This window comes from Streptococcus sp. 596553, from assembly GCF_900411395.1.
GTDB classification, from domain to species: domain Bacteria; phylum Bacillota; class Bacilli; order Lactobacillales; family Streptococcaceae; genus Streptococcus; species Streptococcus mitis_BA.
The window spans coordinates 539,891-560,414 of the sequence record NZ_OXCQ01000001.1; the positions used below are offsets into that span (position 1 = coordinate 539,891).

Consider the following 20,524-nt stretch of genomic DNA (forward strand, 5'->3'; position numbering starts at 1 on the left):
CATCTCATATCGTGGAAGCTAGAATGACACTAAAATAGTTTTTATCAATCAATAATTCAAAAGCACCTCTGAAAACGACCTGTTCATCAAAATACATAGCCGGAAAAGATTGGTAAATCAATGTTTTCAATTTTAACATTGCGTTTTTTGAAGTGCTCAGAATCATCAATTTTAATTTAATAATTAAGACATTTGATTGAAGTCACTATTTAGTTATTATAAGTTCAGCTAATAACTAATCAAAAGATTGAGTTATTCTGATTCTTCTTTTTTCTTAAATAACCCTAATGCCAATACTGTTACCATAGCTAGTAATCCCATAGTTGATACGTTCGTATTTTTTTCTGTACCAGTATTCGGTAGTTTTTCTTCTGATTTCTTTGATTCCGGCTGGATACTATTTGATTTTTCTGGCTTAGGTTCCGGCTTAGGCTCTGGTTTAGGCTCTGACTTAGGCTCTGGTACGGCGTTTTCCAGAATGTATACATAAGTTACTTCAAGAGTTTGCCCTGCAACAACCTTGCCTGTTTCATTTCCTCTAGTACTTTGAGGAACCAGTTTATAAACTTTACCTTCTGCTGTAGTAATACTTGTTGGTTTATGATCTTGTGTATCGTAGTCTGAACCGGCTTTGGCATTATCAGTATCCGTAACTGTTTGAGTTACTGGTTGTTGATTTTCATTGGTTCCTTGGAGTGGATTGCCTTCTGTATCAACGTAATGAACTATTACTGATCCAGCTTTTTCATAAACATAAGTGACTTCTGTAGTTCCTTCTACAACAGGTCCTTCTTCTGGTTTAGAGCCGTCTTTTAGGGCTTTATCAGTTAGATAGTAAGTGATACCATCTTTTACGATAGTCGCTTTCTTATGTTCTGACGTGTTGTAGTTTGTATTAAGAGAAGCGTTTGTTTCATCATTTTCATCATCCGCAATAGGATTGCCTTCTGTATCTTGGAATTTAACGATGACATTTCCTTTAGCTTCTTGATATACATAAGTTACTTCAAGAGTTTGCCCTGCGACAACCTTGCCTGTTTCATTTCCTCTAGTACTTTGAGGAACCAGTTTATAAACTTTACCTTCTGCTGTAGTAATACTTGTTGGTTTATGATCTTGTGTATCATAGTCTGAACCTGCTTTGGCACTATCAGTATCCGTAACCGTTTGAGTCACTGGTTGTTGATTTTCATTGGTTCCTTGGAGTGGATTGCCTTCTGTATCAACGTAATGAACAAGAACTGATCCAGCTTTTTCGTAAACGTAAGTTACTTCTGTTGTACCTTCAACAACATCTCCAGTTTCTTTAGAACCGTCTTTAAGTGCTTTAGCTGTTAGGTAGTATTTAACACCATCTTTAGTGATTTCGGCTTTTTTGTGGTCAGTTGTATCGTATTTAACGTTTAGAGAAGCATCTGTTTCGTCTTTTTCGTTTTCAGCGATTACGTTACCTTCAGTATCTTCATACTTAACAACAACATTACCTTTAACTTCTTTATAAACGTATGTTACTTCTACAGTATCTCCGGCTACTACTTTACCAGTTTCATTTCCGATTGTAGAATCAGGCACTAGTTCGTATACTTTTCCTTCTGCAGTTTTAATACGGTCTGGTTTCATTCCGTTATCTGCAGTGTTATAGTCAGTTCCTGGTCTGCCATCTGTTGTATCATTATTAGTTTCAGGGACATTATTTCCTTCTGGATCTGTTCCTGATATTGGATTACCTTCTTGATCTGTATAATGAACTATTACTGATCCAGCTTTTTCGTAAACGTAAGTTACTGTAGTTGTTCCTTCTACTACGTCTCCAGTAGCTGGTTTAGAACCGTCTTTCAATTCTTTAGCTGTTAGGTAATATTTAACACCATCTTTAGTGATTTCATCTTTTTTGTGGTCAGCTGTATCGTATTTAACGTTTAGAGAAGCATCTGTTTCATCTTGTTCGTCAGCAGCGATTACATTACCCTCAGTATCTTCATACTTAACAACTACATTCCCTTTAGCTTCTTGATATACATAAGTTACTTCAAGAGTTTGCCCTGCAACAACCTTGCCTGTTTCATTTCCTGTCGTACGTTGAGGAACCAGTTTATAAACTTTACCATCTGCTGTAGTAATGCTTGCTGGTTTATGATCTTGTGTATCATAGTCTGAACCGGCTTTGGCATTATCAGTATCCGTAACCGTTTGAGTCACTGGTTGTTGATTTTCGTTAGTTCCTTGGAGTGGAGTGCCTTCTGTATCAACGTAGTTAACGATGACTGATCCAGCTTTTTCGTAAACATAAGTGACTTCTGTTGTACCTTCAACAATATCTCCAGTTTCTGGTTTAGAACCGTCTTTAAGACCAGCTTTTGTAATGTAGTAAACAGTTCCGTCTTCTCCAGTGATTTTTTCTGGTTTGTTGTCAGTTGTGTCGTATTTAGCGTTTAGAGAAGCACCTTTAAGATCATCTTTATCAGCCGCGATTGTGTGACCTTCTGTGTCAACATAGTGAACGACTACGTCGCCAGTAACTTCTTTATAAACGTATGTTACTTCTTTCGTTTCTCCAGCTACTACTGTACCTGTTTCTTCACCTTCAGTTGAACCTTCAACCAATTTGTATACTTTCCCTTCTGCAGTTTTAACACGGGTTGGTTTCATTCCGTTATCTGCAGTGTTGTACGGATCTCCTGGTTTACCATTATCAACATCTTTCGTACCTGAAACTACAGTTTTACCAGCTCCATCTTCGTCTACTACTGTACCTGTAAGTGGAGTTCCATCTTCTGTTTTGTAGTTAACGATGACTGAACCTGCTTTTTCATAGACATAAGTGACCTCTGTTGTTCCTTCTACAACAGTTCCTTCTTCTATTGCTGAAGTTGTAGCTACACCATTTACTGTAGTTTTTGTTCCACTCTCTTTTATATAATAAACAGAACCATTTGCTTCTAATCTTTGAGGTTTTTCTGCATCGCTTTCTTTTGTATTGTATTGAACGTTCTCTGCAGTTTTGTTTGTGCTGACAACTACTTCTTGATTATTCGCATCAAGATAGTAAGTTTTTGTTTCAACTTCTACTACAGCATCAACAGTATCATTATATGAAGATTTAAGAGTTGTTCCATCTTCTGTTTGATAATGTACGGTAACCGAGCCTTTCTTTTCAGATCTACTCGTTACTTCAGGACTATAGGTGTAGGTGATAGTAGTATGACCACTACCTAAACGATAAGCACGAAGGGGTGTATAGGCTGTACGATAGTTATACTTCTCAGTAGCAGGGCCATTAACGGTTAGATTGAAGTAGAGTCCATACCCATCTTCTTCGTCACCTCCAGATTCATTACCAACTATGATGTCTTTATCGGGATCAAATATTGTAGCAGTAGCTGGTCTCTTTTCGGAATCCAGGATATCTTCCTTGTCTGAGTCTTCGACTCCAGGTTGACCGAGATATGAAAACGCAAGGTATCTTTTCATATTCCCTTCTGTATTTTGCAAACCTTTTTCTTTGATGTAAGCTAAATACCCTTTTAAAAAAGTTCTAGTTCCTTCATGACTAAGGTCATCGGGATTGTCTTTGTGAGCATTGATTGCCTCATAAAATTCATGAAGAGTAGATATATTATTTGCTGTAGGAAAATTCACGACATAGGTAAAACCCAGTTTGTTACGTTCACCTGTTACAAAGGTATTTTTTTCTAATACGAAAACATAATCACCTTCCTTGACACCACCATCTGTAGCGATATTCGTAGAAGTATAATCTTTTGCTGTGGCTTCTCCCGCCTTGAATGTATCTTCTAGCCATTTATCAGATGTAGTGGCTGGTGTATCGGCTAATACATATTTACCGTAAGTCCCCTTGCCAGTTTCTTCGACAATCCAGCTACGACCTCCTGGTTTAACTCCACTGTGGTTAATTTTCCCATCATTTTGAACAAGACCTTCAGAAGTTAGTTTTGCAGTCACATTTCCAAGAGTAGAGTCAGAGTATACCCCTCCTCCATCACCTGTAATTTCTACAGCTGGATCCCCGATCTTATGATAGGTAGTATTATTTTTTTCAATAGTATCTTTTCCTGCGGCACCGTGCTCTTTTGCCTTGGTTAAATCAGTATCGGTAATTTCGTTACCTGTTAATGATTTGAAGACTTTTCCATATGGTCCGTATACTTCATAATCTACCGAAATTTGTTTTTCAAAGCCTGCATCTTGATTTTTATCTTCTTCTAAAACAGTCCCATCAGTTGATACATATTTGTAGTCTACCTTACCTATTTTAGTAATGTTATCTGTACCTGTTTCATTCGGTTTTGGATTAGGATCAAAATCTTTTGAAGGATAATCATACTCATAATCAGTATTCTCAAATTTCACATGTGCTGTATCTACTGTGATAGAACCCTTACTATTTGATATAGTAGTAGTTCCATCTCCGTTATCGATAATAGCAGCTTCTACAGACTGAGTGTTGACAGATAAAGCGATAGCAGCACCCATAATGAGTCCGAGAGTACCTATTTTTACTGAGTCTGAACGACCATTTTTTAATTTACGAATGGAAAAAATTTCCTTTTTATTTGACAAAATATCAAGCCTCCATATATATATATATATATATATATCAACCTAGTAACTTATTGAGAAAGAAATCTAAATTGTTGATTTTAGTATATCATTTTGTTCATAATTAGACAACTTTGACGTACAAAATATTTTATCTCTTCTGTATATTACTTCCACTAACTTCTAATATCAGAAAGAGGATTGTTAAATCATTTATCGCATTGTTAAGAATTTAGAAAATCTGTGCATTATAAAAAAATAAAACACATCATATCAAGGTTTTTACTAGACATGATATGATGTGTTTTATGATTTGTTCTATTTGTACTCAGACTCCTGAGCTATTTACATCCACCCTGAGGGAATCGAACCCCCATCTCAAGAACCGGAATCTTACGTGATATCCATTACACTAAGGGTGGAAACTTGTTTTATTATAACAGAAATTTGCTCTAATAACAAGTTTTTTTCTAGACGGATAGCCCGTCTTAGTGGGAAGCATCCCCATTCCAGATGGAGTTTTTCACGATAACATAATCAACGTGTTTAAGGTCAGAAACCTGACGTCCACCTGCATAAGAAATAGCACTTTGAAGGTCTTGTTCCATCTCAGTTAAAGTATCTTGCAGATGACCTTTGGCAGGAAGCAAAATGCGTTTGCCTTCCACATTTTTGTAAGCACCTTTTTGGTATTGAGAAGCTGAACCGTAGTATTCTTTGAACTGTTCACCATCGACTTCAATCGTTTTCCCTGGACTTTCGATGTGTCCTGCAAAGAGGGAACCAATCATAACCATGCTGGCACCGAAACGGATAGACTTGGCAATATCGCCATGAGTACGAATTCCTCCATCTGCAATGATTGGTTTACGTGCAGCCTTGGCACACCAGCGTAGAGCAGCCAACTGCCAACCACCTGTACCAAAACCAGTCTTGACCTTGGTGATACAAACCTTACCAGGACCAATTCCGACCTTAGTCGCATCTGCACCAGCATTTTCCAATTCACGCACAGCTTCTGGTGTTCCCACATTTCCAGCAATGACAAAGGTATCTGGCAATTCTTTCTTGATGTGTTGAATCATAGAAATTACGCTATCCGCATGACCATGGGCAATATCAATCGTGATGTACTCAGGAGCATCAGCCTTGAGCTGGCTAACAAAATCATACTCATAATCCTTAACACCAACAGAGATAGAAGCAATGAGCCCTTGATCGTGCATACGTTTGATAAAAGGAATGCGTCCTGCCTCATCAAAACGGTGCATAATGTAGAAGTAACCACCTTTAGCCAGTTGCTCTGCTACACTTTCATCCAAAATCGTCTGCATATTAGCTGGCACAACAGGTAGTTTAAAGGTGTGATTTCCTAAAGTGACACTTGTATCCGCTTCTGCTCGGCTTTTAATCACACATTTATTTGGAATCAATTGAATATCTTCGTAATCAAAAATTGGAAATTCATTTAACATATCGATGTCTCGTTTCTTTTGTAATGACCTACCTATGCTCTCGCATCACTACGCCTTTTCCGACGTTTCCTTAATTAATTATAAACCAAAGTACAGTTTTTGTCAAATATTTTTATAAATAAAAACATATCGTTCGGGTTTTATTGTGTAAATAACAAAAGAAAGGAGAGATTATTTTCTCCCCACTTCCTACATTCTAATAATACTCACCCTGACGGTAGTCCCATGAGTTAAAGGTGTCTGACAGGTGCATCATAATCTTATCAATGTCAAGCCCTTTGCGGATTACAACTGGAGCTGGTGAAGTTGAACGTGCTCCTCCTTGTTCTGGGATGAGTTTGCCGTCTTTATCGACCATAGACACCATCACACCTTGCTCGTAGCGAGTTTCAATCGTTTTGTCAGGTTGGATGGATGCCACATAGTCGTCTGCTTCGATGACAAGGTCTACAGCTCCTTCGATACGTTCTCCGATACCTTCTACCTTACCACGGTTTCCTTTTCCAGATGGGTTTGCAGATGAGGCGTAGACCATTTTACCTTCTTCCCAAAGTTTGGCAGCCAATTGTTCACCAGCTTTCCCAAATTTGATAACAAAACAGCTCGTTCCACGCACGTCAGTCATCAGTTCTTCACGGCCATCACCGTATGCTTTGAGTTTTTCAAAGGCTTCTGGTTTCCAAGGAAGGATACAACCAAGAAGAATATCTTGATCCCAATGTTTTTGGTAGAAGGCTTCAATTTCTGGGTTGAGTTGTGCTAAAGCACGAAGCTCATCCATGCTACCGCAGAGAACAACACCTGGTTTGTTACGGTTACGCTCTTTAGCTGCGAACTTGCGCTCAAGTCCTGCCTTGTCGCTAGTCATAATAATGTAGCCAACTTTTGTAGGACAAACGATACATCCGCCCTCACCTTTTAAAATGTCATAGCCTTCTTGTGAAAGTGTTCCGTTCCATTGAATGTGTTTTGTCATAGTTCTATTTCCTTTTCTATTTTTCTTCTAATCCTGCCAGTAGGCTGGTCGTTGTTTTTCATAAGCAGCAATCAAATCTTCATACTGCAAGGTAATACCGATATCATCCAAACCATTTAAGAGTTTGTGTTTCCACTCACTATCGATTTCAAAAGTGAATTCTCCAATTGGTGAGATGATTTTTTGTTGTTCCAAGTCCACAGTTATCTGGTCAGTCGATTGTAGCTGGGCTAGTTTCTCTCTAACCTCTCTGGGCTGTACAATAGGCAACATGCCATTATTGAGTTCATTATTGTAATGAATATCACCAAAAGATCCTGCAATTACGACCTTGAAACCATAGTCCGCTAGAGCCCAAGCTGCGTGTTCCCTCGAAGACCCTGCCCCAAAGTTATCCCCTGAAATGAGAATACTAGCTTTACGATATTCAGGTCGGTTAAAGACAAAGTCTGGGTCCTCAGTATACTTGTCATCCAAATAACGCCAAGCATACATGAGGTACTTACCAAAGCCTTTTTTATCAATTAACTTGAGAAACTGCTTGGGAAGGATTTGGTCGGTGTCGATGTTATCATTCATGAGAGGAACGGTCGTTCCCGTATAAACTGTAAATTTCTCCATATCCTCTCCTTACTGGGCTTCTGGCATTTTCCGAACATCTACAAAGCGCCCTGCGATAGCTGCTGCAGCTGCCATGGCTGGACTGCAGAGGTGAGTCTTAGCACCAAATCCCTGTCTGTCTTCAAAGTTGCGGTTGCTGGTTGAGGCACAGTGAACGCCATCTGGAACCTTGTCAGGATTCATCCCCAGACACATGGAGCAACCAGGGTCTCTCCACTCAAAGCCAGCATCTAGAAATACCTTGTCCAAGCCCAACTTCTCAGCAGCTCGTTTGACAGGACGAGAACCTGGGACTACGATAGCCGTTAAGTTGGGGGCTATTTTCTTTCCTTTGACAAATCGCGCAGCCAGTTGCAAGTCACTGAGACGAGCATTGGTACAAGAACCGATAAAGATATAGCCTAGTTCAATATCAGCTGGCTTTTGACCAGGCTCCAAGTCCATGTAATTGTAGGCTCGCTCATCATTCATATCCTTAATTTCTGGGAAGCTACTGTCAAAGTCAACACCCATAGCAGGATTGGTGCCCCAAGTCACCATGGGAGCCAATCCTGAGACATCCATCTGGATAACCTTATCATAAATGGCATCCTCATCACTGACAATTGTTTTCCAATCAGCCACAGCCTCTTCAAAGTCCTCTGGAACACACTCACGTCCCTTGAGATAATCATAGGTGGTTTGATCTGGATTCATGATTCCCATCTTGGAGCCAAACTCGATAGACATATTGCAGATGGTCATTCGCTCTTCCATGCTCAGTTCATCAATAGCCTGACCTCGATATTCCACCACGTAGCCAACGCCGCAAGCAACGCCGTACTTGGCAATCAAGGCTAAAATGTAATCCTTGGAATAAACTCCTTTTTGAGGAACTCCAGTAAATTCTACCAGCATTTTCTTGGGTTTGACCTGCCAAAGTGTCTGGGTAGCGAAGACATGCTCAACCTCACTGGTCCCAATTCCAAAAGCGATAGCTCCGAAAGCTCCGTGAGTTGCCGTATGGCTGTCTCCACAGACGATGAATTTTCCTGGTTGGGTTCGTCCTGTTTCTGGACCAACCATGTGAACGATCCCCTGCTTTTCAGAACCGTGGGCCGCATGTTCAATCCCAAACTCCTCAACATTTTCAGCTAGCTTATCAATTTGTGCTTTAGAAATCACATCTCGAATATCGTAGATATTGACCGTCGGGACGTTGTGGTCAAATGTTCCAAATGTCAAGTCTGGTCGTCTCAATCTGCGACCTGCGTCTCGTAATCCTTGAAAAGCCTGAGGACTGGTCACTTCATGAATATAGTGCTGATCCACATACATGAGTTGAGGTTGCCCCTCTTCTCCTGTGATGACATGACGGTCCCATAATTTATCAAAAATCGATTTTCCTGCCATCTATTACCTCCAAATAACATATAAGGCTACTAGTGTGGTCACCATCCCAAGAAACCAAACTGTTTTAAAATACCATTTTCGAGTCTTGTGGTGAAAGATGATTCCTGCTAGCCAGGCACCAAAACCGCCACAAGTAAAGGCTAAAATAAGTAAGATTTTCTCAGGGATGCGCCAAACTCTTCTCCTTGCCTTAGATTTGTCAATACCATAAATCAAGAAAACCATGACATTCCAAATCAAAAGGACTAGAGTAATTTTTTCGTCTAACTTCATAAGCTTGCAATAATAGCTTCCGTCATTTCCTTAGTCGAAGCCTGTCCACCTATATCTCTTGTTAAAACACCAGCCGCCAAACTTGCTTCAACAGCACGCTCAATACGCTCTGCATCCTCATAACGACCAAAACTATCTCTCAACATCATGGCCACTGATAAAATCATGGAGATAGGATTTGCAATGCCTTGACCAGCAATATCAGGAGCTGAACCGTGAATAGGTTCATAGAGACTTGGACCCTTTTCAGAGTGACTGGCTGATGGCATAACCCCAAGTGTGCCAGATAGAACGCTTGATTCATCAGAGAGAATATCTCCAAAAAGATTCTCCGTTACAATAACATCAAACCTAGCAGGATTGGTAATCATAAGCATGGCAGCTGAGTCCACCAGCTGGTGTTCCAAGGTCACATCTTGGAAATCCTGTGCGACCTTCTCAGCTACTCTTCTCCAGAGTTTTGATGTCGCCAAAACATTTTGTTTATCGATGCTGGTAACGGTTTTTCTGCGATTTCTTGCAATTTCAAAGGCTTTGCGAATAATCCGCTCTACTTCTTCATAGCTATAGTCGTTGATATCACGCGCTTTGAGCTCTTGAAGAATATGATCTCCAAAGTAAATCCCACCTGTCAACTCCCGCACCACGACAAAGTCTACACCAGCAATTCGTTCTGGTTTGAGAGGTGACAAATGCTTGAGACTGTCAAAGATTTTTACAGGGCGAATATTAGCATAGAGATTGAGTTCCTTACGGAGAGTCAGCAAGCCTTGTTCAGGCCGAACCGCTGCTCCATCATACTGAGGACTACCGATAGCCGCTAGGAGAATGGCATCTGCTTCTCTACTTGCCTTGAGGGTTTCATCAGGTAAGGGATGCCCTGCAGCATCAATACCTGCACCTCCAAAAGGTCGTCTGTCTATTTCATAGACAAAGCCTGTTTTTTTAGCTAGAGCCTCCAGAACCTCTAAACCAGCCTCCATGATTTCTGGGCCAATTCCATCCCCTGCTAGAGCTACTATTTTCTTTGTCATAGTATTCTCCTTTACACACTAGGCATATCGCGATAGGAAACGCTACGTCCCATCTCACCAGCATTCTCTTTTTGAACAAAGGTATTGGCATTGATGTAGGCAATAGCCGAAGCCTTCAACACATCGAAATCAAGACCTGCTGCGTTAAAGATGGTTTCTGTATCTCTGTTTTCAACAGTGACCAAGACCCGAGCTTGAGCATCGATTCCATCCGTCACCGCATCGATAGTGTAGGACACCAAGCGAACGGATTGATTGAAGAATTTGTCAATAGCGTTGAAGATAGCCTCAACAGAACCTTGTCCTGTCGCATTAAATTCGACTTTCTCACCATCCATATTAGCCAGGCTAACAAGCGCTTCAATGTCATTATCTGCATGGGTTTGCAGTTGTAAATCATCAAAATGGAAGCCTTCTGGGTTTTCAATCATAGTTCCAGCGACCAGCGCTCGAATATCTGCATCTGTGATTTCTTGCTTCTTGTCTGCCAGTGCCTTGAACTTAGCAAAGAGTGGTTTGATGTCCTCTTCTGTAAAATCTAGGGCCAATTCTCTTAGTTTCTCAATAAAGGCATGGCGACCTGACAATTTTCCAAGCGGAAGACTGTTACTCTTGACACCGACCAATTCAGGAGTGATGATTTCATAAGTGAGAGGATTTTTAAGAACTCCATCTTGGTGAATACCAGATTCATGAGAAAAGGCATTACCACCAACCACAGCCTTGTTTTTAGGAACTGGAATTCCTGAGAAGCGAGAAACCATTTCTGACGTATTGATTGTCTCATTTAGGACAATACTGGTTTCTGCTTGGTAGTAATCTTGGCGAATATTGAGGGCTACTGCAATTTCTTCCAAGGCAGCATTTCCAGCTCTCTCCCCAATACCGTTGATAGTTCCTTCAACACGTCCTGCCCCATTCTTGACGGCAGCAAGGCTATTAGCTACTGCCATTCCGAGGTCATCATGACAGTGTGGTGAATAGATAATCTGACGATCTGTATTGACATTCTCAATCAAGTGTTTGAAGATAGCTCCGTATTCCTCTGGTGTGGTGAATCCTACCGTGTCAGGGATATTGATATAAGTTGCACCTGCATCGACCGCTGTTTGAACAACTTGCAAGAGGAAATCCAACTCTGTTCTGGTCGCATCCTCTGGAGAGAATTCGACCACTTCAAACTTAGAACGGGCATAAGAAACATGCTCCTTAATAGCTTCCAAAATCTCTTCCTTGCTCTTATTGAGCTTATACTTACGATGAATGGGACTGGTAGCGATAAAGACGTGAACCTGTGGATATTTGGCATCCTTGAGGGCTTCGTAACAAGCATCAATATCAGACTTGACCGAACGTGCCAAACCAGTCACCGCCGTTTTCTTCAAGACCTTAGCAATCTCCTGCACTGCCGTAAATGAGTCTGGACTCGCCGCCGGAAAACCAGCTTCGATGGCTGAAATACCCCATTTCTCCAGTTGCCTTGCAATGGCAATTTTTTCCTTGATTGAAAAGTTAACACCGGGTGTCTGCTCTCCATCCCGAAGACTGGTATCTAGAAATTCAACTGTTCGCATAAGATTTCCCCTTTTCCAAATGTGATTTTAAAAAAACATCTCGCTCAGAAACCCAAGCGAGATGTTGATTCACTCCCGCTTGGTAAGCCAAACAGGACTAATGCTTTTTGCACTAGCCCGAGTACCTCAACAACAAAGCAAATTGATTAAACTTAGCTGTTTTCATGTTTGACTTTCTCCTTCGTTTGATATCTTGTTTAGTATTTTAGCACAGGCAAAAGCACTTGTCAAGAAAAAATCAAATATTTTCTGAAAATTTCTTCAGTATAGAATATTTAGCTAATTGAAAGTTATTGAAAATCCTTGAAATATTTCATTTTTTAGAAGTTAAATTCCAACTTTTTTCTATCAATTCTAGTACTTCTTTATCTGATAAAGTATCATCAAGCGCCACACTAATCCAGTAGCGTTTGTTCATATGAAAGGCTGGATAAATGCCCTTTTGTGAAAGCAAGTCTGCTACTTGGTCGTGTTTGAGGTTGACTGCTTCCACCTGTCCTTCTCTGCCCTTTTCCAGCTTATCCCAAGAGATTTTCATCAAGACAGCATACCACTTTTGATTACCTTCATGTCTTAAGACTGCCGTATCAGGTGATTTTTCCCACAGATATTCCAACTGGTTTCCATACTGTTCCTGAACTTGAGTCAGGATTCGCTTAGTCTGAGGACAGATAAAATCTTGCACCTCAAAACAAGCCTTCCGAATCTGGTAGAGAATCTCCAGACAAGCCTCACGGACACTTGCAACAAAACTTCCTGTCATACTTTCCATATGAACTTGAGGATAGAGGTCGCCCGTTTCCTGGTCAAAGACTTGAAAACTCACATTATCAGCAGTGATGGATACAATCATGACAAAGTCACCCTGCAAAATCTGGCAACTATAGGTCCAGACTCCACTATTTTCTACAAAACCAAAAGCTTTAGCCTTTTCGTGATTAAACTGATAGGATTTAAAAATTTCAAACATAAGTGAAAACTGCTACCCTAAGCAGCAGTCCCTTTCTATTTTTTAAAAGACAACCTTAGTACCATGTAGTTGTGTCACACCTAGCTGGTCGATAAAGGTTTGACGGTTGTCAAGGTCAATCCCCCCACCTGGTAGAATTTCAATCTTACCTTTAGCATGTTCCAAAATTCTGTGATAGTGAGGAAAACGTTTGTCTAGTGAATCGCCAGACACACCAGCGCGAGTTAGGATACGAGTGACACCGGCTTGGCTGAGCCAGTCAATAGCTTCTAACTGGTCTTCTTCGCTCAATTCATCAAAGGCCATATGAAAGACAATTTCCATTCCTTTTGACGCAGCTATCAACTTCTCCAGATTAGGTTTATCCAACTTTTTGTCAGCAGTTAAAGCTCCAAATACAACTCCTTGACTTCCAGCCTGAGCAGTCAAGCGAATGTCTTCTAGCATAATAGCAATTTCCATATCATTATAGACAAAGTCGCCACCACGTGGGCGAATCATGGTCATGATGGTCGTATCATAGTTAGCTGCCAGTTCAACTGCTGCCTTAGTTACTCCATAGCTTGGTGTTGTCCCACCAACTGCTAGATTATCACAGAGTTCGATTCGACGAGCTCCAGCCTCCATAGCTTTTTCAAGCAAGGTCACATTTTCAGCACAAAATTCGTAAACCATTTGATTCTCCTTGAAGATTACTTTAAATTTATTATATCATATTATTGTGAATATGCTTTCAATTTTATCAAGGGAAATAGTTACAAATTTTACTTATTCTTTGTCTGGAATAACCTTAAAGAGATAATAGGTGATAAAGATGGTCAAAGCACCCAGACTGATTTTGACTGGTAAGAGAGGGGCAAAATAAATGGAAATTCCCATCAAGATGTAGATGGATACGATGATTTTTTTCTTACGTTCACGCGCAATTGACTTGGTTTCCCGAAAATCAGCTACATATGTTTGATAGAGCTTGGTATGATAAAGCCAGTCTTCGAAACGTTTGGAACTTCTGGAGAAACAAGCAATAGACAACAAAAGGAAAGGCGTTGTCGGCAACAAGGGCAAGACAACCCCAATAATAGCCAAAGCCAGTGATAAAAAACCAATTATCAGATAGATAAGACGCATAACTACTCCTAATTAATACTCTTCGAAAATCTCTTCGAAAAACGTCAACGTCGCCTTACCGTAGGTATGGTTCCTGACTTCGTCAGTCTTATCTGCAACCTCAAAGCAGTACTTTGAGCAACCTGCGGCTAGTTTCCTAGTTTGCTCTTTGATTTTCATTGAGTATAAAATAATCTTCTTCTAGTTTCGCATAAAATGATGAATTTTGTCAAGTTCCAACCAAAAGAGCCTGAAATTCACTTTCAGGACTCTCTTCTTATTTAATCTTTTCTTCTTCGTAGTCACCCTTGCTACAAACAATCTGCTTGCCACCACCACGGACTTTTTTCTCCATGAGGAAGTTGCCACATTTTGGACAGTCACGACCAACAGGCTTATCCCAAGAGGTAAATTCACATTCTGGATAGCGATTGCAACCATAGAAGAGACGATTACGTTTGGTTTTACGTTCAATGATTTGTCCCTGATGACAACTTGGACACTCTACGCCGATTTCTTTCACGATTGCTTGGGTATGACGGCAATCTGGGAAATTGCTACAAGCGTAGAACTTACCAAAACGACCAAGTTTAATGACCATTGGACTGCCACACACTTCACAGTCAAATCCAGCTGGTTCATCCTTGATCTGGATTTTTTCCATTTCTTCTTCAGCCTTGGCGACTTCTTTAGAGAATGGTTTGTAAAAGGCGTCTATAACACGTTGCCACTGCTCTTTTCCGACTTCGACATCATCTAGTTTGCCTTCCATTTCAGCTGTGAAGGTTACGTTTACGATATCTGGGAAATATTCAACGATGAGCTTATTAACAATTTCTCCCAACTCTGTTGGTTCAAAACGTTTGGCTACAAGGCGAACATAATAACGTTTCTGAATAGTTTCAATGGTGGGCGCATAGGTGGACGGACGTCCAACCCCATTTTCCTCCAAGGTCTTGATCAGTGTCGCTTCAGAATAACGAGCAGGCGGTTGGGTGAAATGTTGCTCTGGTTTGCTATTGACCTGCTTGACCACATCTCCAACAGCCATGTCCGGTAACATCTTATTCTTATCAGAATCATTATAAATGGCAAGATAACCATCAAACTTAACCTGACTACCATTGGCAGCAAATTGAACCCCATTTTGAGACAATTTAACAGCCATGGTATCAAAGACAGCAGCTGTCATCTGACTGGCTACAAAACGATTCCAAATAAGAGTATAAAGCTTGAGTTGATCCTTATCCAGATACTTAGCAATACTTTCCGGTGTATTAAAGACACTAGACGGGCGAATAGCCTCATGGGCATCCTGAGCACCTGATGCATTTTTGACCTTGCTACCATGCTTAGAATACTTACTACCAAAACGGTCCGTAATGAAACTTGCTGCTTCATTTTGCGCTACAGGACTGATACGAGTCGAATCGGTACGCATATAGGTAATCAAACCTTGAACACCAGAACCGATATTGATCCCTTCATAAAGCTGTTGGGCAACCATCATGGTCTTTCGAGTACGGAAATTGATTTTATTAGCAGCATCCATCTGCATAGATGAAGTGGTATAGGGTAAAGGAGCATTGCGTTTGCGCTCTTTCTTATCCACCTGATCTACTGAAAAGTCTTTACTAGTCAGACGAGACAATACTTCCTTGACCTCATCATTGCTAGTCAGTTTCAGCTTTTTACCATCCACTCCATAGAAGGAAGCCTGAAATTGCTTGGTTCCCTTTTTAAAGACAGCATCAATTGTCCAATATTCTTCTGGTTGGAAGGCATTGATCTCATTCTCACGGTCAATGATTAACTTAAGCGCAATGGACTGTACGCGCCCTGCTGACAAGCCCTTCTTAACCTTCTTCCACAAAATAGGCGAAATCGAATATCCTACCAAGCGATCCAGGACACGACGAGCCTGTTGGGCATCGACCAAGTCCATATCAATCTTACGAGGTTCTTTAAAAGCATTTTTGACCGCATCCTTGGTGATTTCATTGAAGACCACACGGTTGGCATCATTTTCATCTAAGTTGAGAATGTGGGCCAAATGCCAAGAAATCGCTTCTCCTTCACGGTCCGGGTCACTCGCCAGAAAGACTTTATTAGCTTTTTTGGCTTCTTTTTTCAAGTCATTGATGAGAGGACCTTTTCCTCGGATATTGATATATTGCGGTTCATAATTATTTTCAATATCAACGGACATACTGGATTTCTTCAAATCACGGATATGCCCGACACTGGCTAGAACCTTGTAGTTTCTGCCTAGATATTTTTCAATCGTCTTGGCCTTAGCAGGCGACTCCACGATGACTAGATTTTTTTTAACTGTTGATTTTTTCTTTTTTGTTGCCGTAGCCACAGTATCACACCTTTTCAAAGTAATAAACTTTATAAAGTGTAAACCATTTTTTGAACCCTGTCAAGACTTAGCTACTATAATAGAAGAAAAGTTTATACTTAAGACCACAATCTTCCTTTGAGATACATAGAAGACTCACGAAAAAAACCAGCTATTCTCAAGAAATTATTGTTCCTCAGACTCTGTATCAAATTTATTAGCCTTTTCCTTTTCTTTTGCTTCCTTATCCTTGATATACTGGAAGAAATACTCTACCAGTTCTTCCTTGCTAAGTTGTTCTGAATCAGACAATTGTGAAACTTGAACAGAAACATCACTTAAACCATAGTCCCCCCTCTTACTGGAAATCATATCAAGCTCCTCTTCTGTTAAATAATTTCCTGAAATGGTTAGCTTTAGGGTATGAGTCTTTTTAGAATAGGTTTTTTTCAAAATATTATGCCCCTGAAACTGCTCTGATATAAATTTATTAAGGGACTCTTTTTTCAACGTTTCTCTGACTAAAGTCGTTGCAGAGATGAAACTCGGAATCATCAGCAAAACAGCAACTAGAAGCAAAATCTTGCGCATTTTAGAGTCTTCTTCATTATCTCTAAAATAGTGCTTCTTAACCATCATCAACCTAACACCTATATAAGTCGCAATGACAATAAAGCTACAATTGATGAGGAATAGGTAAGAGGAGCCTATGATAAATTTTAGATTAGCAGAAGCAATAGCGTAACCTACCGTACAAAGAGGAGGCATCAAGGCAGTTGCAATCGCGACACCAGGGACAATATTATTGGTCTCTTTTTTCCTAGCACCAATAATACCAGCTATCCCTCCTACAAAAGCAATGAGAACATCCCAAATAGTCGGAGAGGTTCTAGCAACAATCTCCGAACTAGCATACGAAATGGGAGAAAGATAAAAATAAAGTGTTGAAGCTATTAAACTGGCAAGAATTTGAATAGCTAATATTTTAAAAGATTTTCTTAACAATTTAAAATCAAATATAGCTAGAGAGAGTCCCACCCCCAGAATAGGTGTCATCAAAGGAGAAATTAACATGGCTCCAATAATCACGGGAGTCGAATCCATATTTAATCCGATAGAGGCGATAAGCATGGCACATAGCAAAATCGCTAAATCACTTCTGGAGAGTTCTAATTCTTCATATATTTTATTTCTAAATTCTACCAACGAATACAGTTTATTATTTGTCACAAATATCTTCCTTTCCTAGCTGACTAGTCACTAATACTCTTCGAAAATCTCTTCAAACCACGTCAGCTTTATCTGCAACCTCAAAGCGGTGCTTTGAGCAACCTGCGGCTAGCTTCCTAGTTTGCTCTTTGATTTTCATTGAGTATAAAATTCTAACAAACTCAATACTTTAGTAGCCTAATATGCCAATCTAACGAGATCTTTTTATCATTTTCCATCACATCCTGATGCAACTATCTATTGCTATCTCTCATCAGTTTCATTTCTAGTAAATGAAAATCAAGCTCGGAAGCTCACCGTAACTTACTCAAAACACAGCAAGGCAAAGCTGAGCTAATTTAAAAAGATTTTCGAAGAGTGTCATCATAAATTTCAGACCATTTTTTATAATAACCATTTTATTTTTATCTGTCAAGGTCTTTGAATTCTTTCTTAAACAAGCCTTGTAATCTCTACTTTTGAAGGCTTTATTTTTCCTTACTGGCAATACTTGAGACGATACAGCTCCCTGATAATAAGTTGACCAAGATTAGTCACAAGCAACTCTCCTTTCTCAATTACACTAAATTACTTTCCTTCCTATGGGAAAAGTCCTCCACTCTACTTATTCACTTAGAAAAACGCATAATATCAAGTGATGAAAAAACCTGATACTATGCGCTTTATTGTGGGGATATTTACTTCATTTTATCTTGAAATTGATTTTTTCTCAGAATTCTAGCATAGGTCATTTTTAAAATTCAAATTCCGCAAGCACATCTTGCCCACTGGTGACCAATTTTGCTCCTTCCTGAATCAAATGATGGCAACCGTCTGATAGTCCATCTAAAATGCTACCAGGAATAGCAAATACATCGCGCCCTTCTTCCATTGCCCTCTCACAGGTAATGAGACTACCTGAGCGCATCTTGGCCTCTGCTACAATCACGCCACGACAAAGTCCAGCGATGATGCGATTACGGGCAGGAAAATGAAATTTCAGAGGTTGTTCGCCAGGTCCATATTCACTGAGAACCAGATGGTCATTACCAATATAGTCTTGCAAACGTTTATTGGTTTTAGGATAAAACACATCCAGTCCTGTTCCAATCACTGCAATGGTTTTTCCGCCATTCTGAAGAACTGCCATATGAGCTGCTGTGTCAATGCCCTTGGCTAAGCCACTGACGATAACCAGTTCATTTTCCAATCCCTGAATGACTTTTTCAACTGACTTAGCTCCCTGTTTGCTACAAGCACGACTACCCACGACTGCTACCTTTGGAAATTTCAAGAGGTCCAGATTTCCCTTGTAAAATAAAAGCACAGGTGCATCGTATATTTCACTCAAATCCCAAGGATAACAGTCGTCTAAAATAGAGAAAGATGGAAACTTTTGAAACTCTTTCTCCAAATGCGCATCGTCTATCTGAAAATAACGTTCCATAAAAACAGCTGGATTTCGGCAACCTGATATATCTGCAATATCACCTAACAACAGTTCTTGATCAACATTTTCACCATATTCTAGGACATTCAAAATCTGTTGATTGGTCAAACCTGATTTTTTTAACTTATAGATTTCATAGTTTGTGATTTTCATAAATAACTCCATTTCTTTATCTACTCATCTATTTATTCGTAAAAAAATCAAAAAACATCCGACTATTTGTAATCCCCCAATAATGAAGTATATTGAAAAATCTCCAGACTAGAGAACTCACTGATGGTTCCTAATCTGGAGATTTTATTATTTCCTCATCATAGCTACAAACCTACTCACTCAGTTCCTGAACGTAAGGGTTTTCTTCAAGACTAGATTTCTTCTTTGAGTTGACTGAGAACAGTCTTGATTTCAGAAATTAGTTCTGCTTCTTTTTGAGAATCTTTTTGATGGCTATCTACAAAGAGTCGTGCTTCATCAGCTAATTTCTTAGCCTTGTTTAGAACTTTTTTATCCTTGTCGCTAGCCTCTAGCTCCACTACAAGCTGGTGCAATTCTCTTGAAAGCTTATCTAGTTGAGAGGATTTTTTACGAGCTACTGCAAAGAGGAGAGCTCCTAGAAGAGAAAGAACTGCAGCTCCTAAGACACCATATAGAGGAACTTCTGTCTCATTTTTAGCTCCCTTGGCACTTTCTGCTTCTTTATTTGAGTTTGACGCAGACGGACTCTTATCAGCTGATGTGCCAGCTTGTAGAGAATTGAGAACCTGTCTAACTTTAGCAAGGACGTCTGCCAATTCTTGAGCTGTTAAGTTTTCATTAGCAAGAGCTGCTTGCGCCTCTCTCAAGATACGCTGTGCTTCTTCAAGTACTTCAGGAGATAGACCTGCTAAGTCTTGCAAGCGACGTTCCAGATCCTCTACTAGAGTACGAAGTTCTGACTTGTCCACAGCCGATGGACTTGTACCTGTTTGGGAATTCCCTACAAATCCAACGCTTCTACGAGCGCGACGTGGAGGAGTTCTTCGAGTTCTTGTAGCAGATGGTGAAGCAACAGAATTTATTCCAGACTGAGCTGAATCCGAAGGAGAATCTGGTGTTTGACCACCATCCTTATCCTGACTAGACAGTCTTCGAACGTTAGCTTTAGCAATAGCCTCGGCTAGAATATGATCCATGCTAGATAAAGCTTCTTGCTTCGCTCGATCGATTTCATCTTGTGTTTTGGCTTGGTCAATTTTCTTAAGCGCATCTTGAAGAGCCTGCCTTACCTGATTTTTAGCAACATCTTTTTCAAATAGAGAAAGGTTAGCATTGTCGTCGATAAGAGATAGGCTGAGATTAGCTTTTTGCTCTACTTCTGATTTAGCTGACTTATTCGCCTCTGCGGTTGGATTGATGTTGTTGATGGCATCAAGTCCAGCCTGCTTAGCTTTCTCAACTCCTGCTTGGTCAGTCGCTTCATTGACCTTGCGTTTCGCTTCTGCCAAGGCGTCTTCAACCTTCTTAATCGCCGCTTTCTTCTCTTCTGTTGTTAAGTGCTGA

The 20,524-nt window shown here is 40.1% G+C and carries 16 protein-coding genes and 1 tRNA gene; all 17 read right to left on the minus strand.

Going from position 1 to position 20,524, the window contains the following annotated elements:
- Positions 1-252: 252 nt before the first annotated feature.
- Positions 253-4,581: an LPXTG cell wall anchor domain-containing protein gene (locus DSY56_RS02740; protein WP_112443766.1), complete on the minus strand. Its 4,329-nt coding sequence runs from the start codon at positions 4,579-4,581 to the stop codon at positions 253-255.
- 329 nt (positions 4,582-4,910) lie between these two features.
- Positions 4,911-4,982, minus strand: a tRNA-Arg gene (locus DSY56_RS02745).
- A gap of 66 nt (positions 4,983-5,048) precedes the next feature.
- Positions 5,049-6,035 carry a GMP reductase gene (locus DSY56_RS02750; protein ID WP_112443767.1) on the minus strand — a complete coding sequence of 329 codons (987 nt, stop codon included), beginning with the start codon at positions 6,033-6,035 and terminating at the stop codon, positions 5,049-5,051.
- Positions 6,036-6,231: 196 nt separating this feature from the next.
- A complete protein-coding gene (locus DSY56_RS02755) occupies positions 6,232-7,011 on the minus strand; it encodes an L-threonylcarbamoyladenylate synthase (protein WP_061438937.1) in 780 nt (259 codons plus the stop codon).
- A gap of 27 nt (positions 7,012-7,038) precedes the next feature.
- Positions 7,039-7,632 carry a 3-isopropylmalate dehydratase small subunit gene (gene leuD, locus DSY56_RS02760; RefSeq protein ID WP_112443768.1) on the minus strand — a complete coding sequence of 198 codons (594 nt, stop codon included), beginning with the start codon at positions 7,630-7,632 and terminating at the stop codon, positions 7,039-7,041.
- A 9-nt stretch (positions 7,633-7,641) separates the two neighbouring features.
- The gene (gene leuC, locus DSY56_RS02765; RefSeq protein WP_112443769.1) at positions 7,642-9,024 is read right to left on the minus strand and encodes a 3-isopropylmalate dehydratase large subunit; all 1,383 of its coding nucleotides are present in this window, start codon (positions 9,022-9,024) and stop codon (positions 7,642-7,644) included.
- A 3-nt stretch (positions 9,025-9,027) separates the two neighbouring features.
- The gene (locus tag DSY56_RS02770) at positions 9,028-9,297 is read right to left on the minus strand and encodes a DUF1294 domain-containing protein (protein WP_112443770.1); all 270 of its coding nucleotides are present in this window, start codon (positions 9,295-9,297) and stop codon (positions 9,028-9,030) included.
- Positions 9,294-10,331 (minus strand): 3-isopropylmalate dehydrogenase, encoded by a 1,038-nt coding sequence (gene leuB / locus DSY56_RS02775; RefSeq protein ID WP_112443771.1) that lies wholly within the window; start codon positions 10,329-10,331, stop codon positions 9,294-9,296. The genes DSY56_RS02770 and leuB overlap by 4 nt, the downstream gene beginning before the upstream one ends.
- 11 nt (positions 10,332-10,342) lie before the next feature.
- The gene (locus tag DSY56_RS02780; RefSeq protein WP_001261084.1) at positions 10,343-11,905 is read right to left on the minus strand and encodes a 2-isopropylmalate synthase; all 1,563 of its coding nucleotides are present in this window, start codon (positions 11,903-11,905) and stop codon (positions 10,343-10,345) included.
- Between the two features lie 313 nt (positions 11,906-12,218).
- Positions 12,219-12,875 (minus strand): MmcQ/YjbR family DNA-binding protein, encoded by a 657-nt coding sequence (locus DSY56_RS02785; protein WP_000461556.1) that lies wholly within the window; start codon positions 12,873-12,875, stop codon positions 12,219-12,221.
- 42 nt (positions 12,876-12,917) lie between these two features.
- Positions 12,918-13,550, minus strand: a complete 633-nt coding sequence (locus DSY56_RS02790; RefSeq protein ID WP_000262412.1) for a copper homeostasis protein CutC — start codon at positions 13,548-13,550, stop codon at positions 12,918-12,920.
- Between the two features lie 93 nt (positions 13,551-13,643).
- Positions 13,644-14,003: a YbaN family protein gene (locus tag DSY56_RS02795; RefSeq protein WP_001237210.1), complete on the minus strand. Its 360-nt coding sequence runs from the start codon at positions 14,001-14,003 to the stop codon at positions 13,644-13,646.
- A 12-nt stretch (positions 14,004-14,015) separates the two neighbouring features.
- Positions 14,016-14,162 carry a hypothetical protein gene (locus DSY56_RS12245; RefSeq protein WP_000693333.1) on the minus strand — a complete coding sequence of 49 codons (147 nt, stop codon included), beginning with the start codon at positions 14,160-14,162 and terminating at the stop codon, positions 14,016-14,018.
- A 97-nt stretch (positions 14,163-14,259) separates the two neighbouring features.
- Positions 14,260-16,347: a type I DNA topoisomerase gene (gene topA, locus DSY56_RS02800; protein ID WP_112443772.1), complete on the minus strand. Its 2,088-nt coding sequence runs from the start codon at positions 16,345-16,347 to the stop codon at positions 14,260-14,262.
- A 165-nt stretch (positions 16,348-16,512) separates the two neighbouring features.
- On the minus strand, positions 16,513-17,556 hold the full coding sequence (locus DSY56_RS02805) for a TIGR00341 family protein (protein ID WP_112443773.1): 1,044 nt from the start codon (positions 17,554-17,556) through the stop codon (positions 16,513-16,515).
- Positions 17,557-18,289: 733 nt separating this feature from the next.
- Positions 18,290-19,138 (minus strand): DNA-processing protein DprA, encoded by an 849-nt coding sequence (gene dprA, locus DSY56_RS02815; protein ID WP_112443775.1) that lies wholly within the window; start codon positions 19,136-19,138, stop codon positions 18,290-18,292.
- A 212-nt stretch (positions 19,139-19,350) separates the two neighbouring features.
- On the minus strand, positions 19,351-20,524 hold a 1,174-nt coding region (locus DSY56_RS02820), incomplete at its 5' end, for a DUF1542 domain-containing protein (RefSeq protein ID WP_160109904.1).

Coding starts and splice junctions, on each gene's coding strand:
- DSY56_RS02780 (WP_001261084.1), bottom strand. CDS start 11,905: ATGCGAACAGTTGAATTTCTAGATACCAGTCTTCGGGATGGAGAGCAG.
- DSY56_RS02795 (WP_001237210.1), bottom strand. CDS start 14,003: ATGCGTCTTATCTATCTGATAATTGGTTTTTTATCACTGGCTTTGGCT.
- DSY56_RS12245 (WP_000693333.1), bottom strand. CDS start 14,162: ATGAAAATCAAAGAGCAAACTAGGAAACTAGCCGCAGGTTGCTCAAAG.
- leuC (WP_112443769.1), bottom strand. CDS start 9,024: ATGGCAGGAAAATCGATTTTTGATAAATTATGGGACCGTCATGTCATC.
- DSY56_RS02785 (WP_000461556.1), bottom strand. CDS start 12,875: ATGTTTGAAATTTTTAAATCCTATCAGTTTAATCACGAAAAGGCTAAA.
- leuB (WP_112443771.1), bottom strand. CDS start 10,331: ATGACAAAGAAAATAGTAGCTCTAGCAGGGGATGGAATTGGCCCAGAA.
- DSY56_RS02755 (WP_061438937.1), bottom strand. CDS start 7,011: ATGACAAAACACATTCAATGGAACGGAACACTTTCACAAGAAGGCTAT.
- DSY56_RS02770 (WP_112443770.1), bottom strand. CDS start 9,297: ATGAAGTTAGACGAAAAAATTACTCTAGTCCTTTTGATTTGGAATGTC.
- DSY56_RS02790 (WP_000262412.1), bottom strand. CDS start 13,550: ATGGTTTACGAATTTTGTGCTGAAAATGTGACCTTGCTTGAAAAAGCT.
- DSY56_RS02750 (WP_112443767.1), bottom strand. CDS start 6,035: ATGTTAAATGAATTTCCAATTTTTGATTACGAAGATATTCAATTGATT.
- dprA (WP_112443775.1), bottom strand. CDS start 19,138: ATGAAAATCACAAACTATGAAATCTATAAGTTAAAAAAATCAGGTTTG.
- leuD (WP_112443768.1), bottom strand. CDS start 7,632: ATGGAGAAATTTACAGTTTATACGGGAACGACCGTTCCTCTCATGAAT.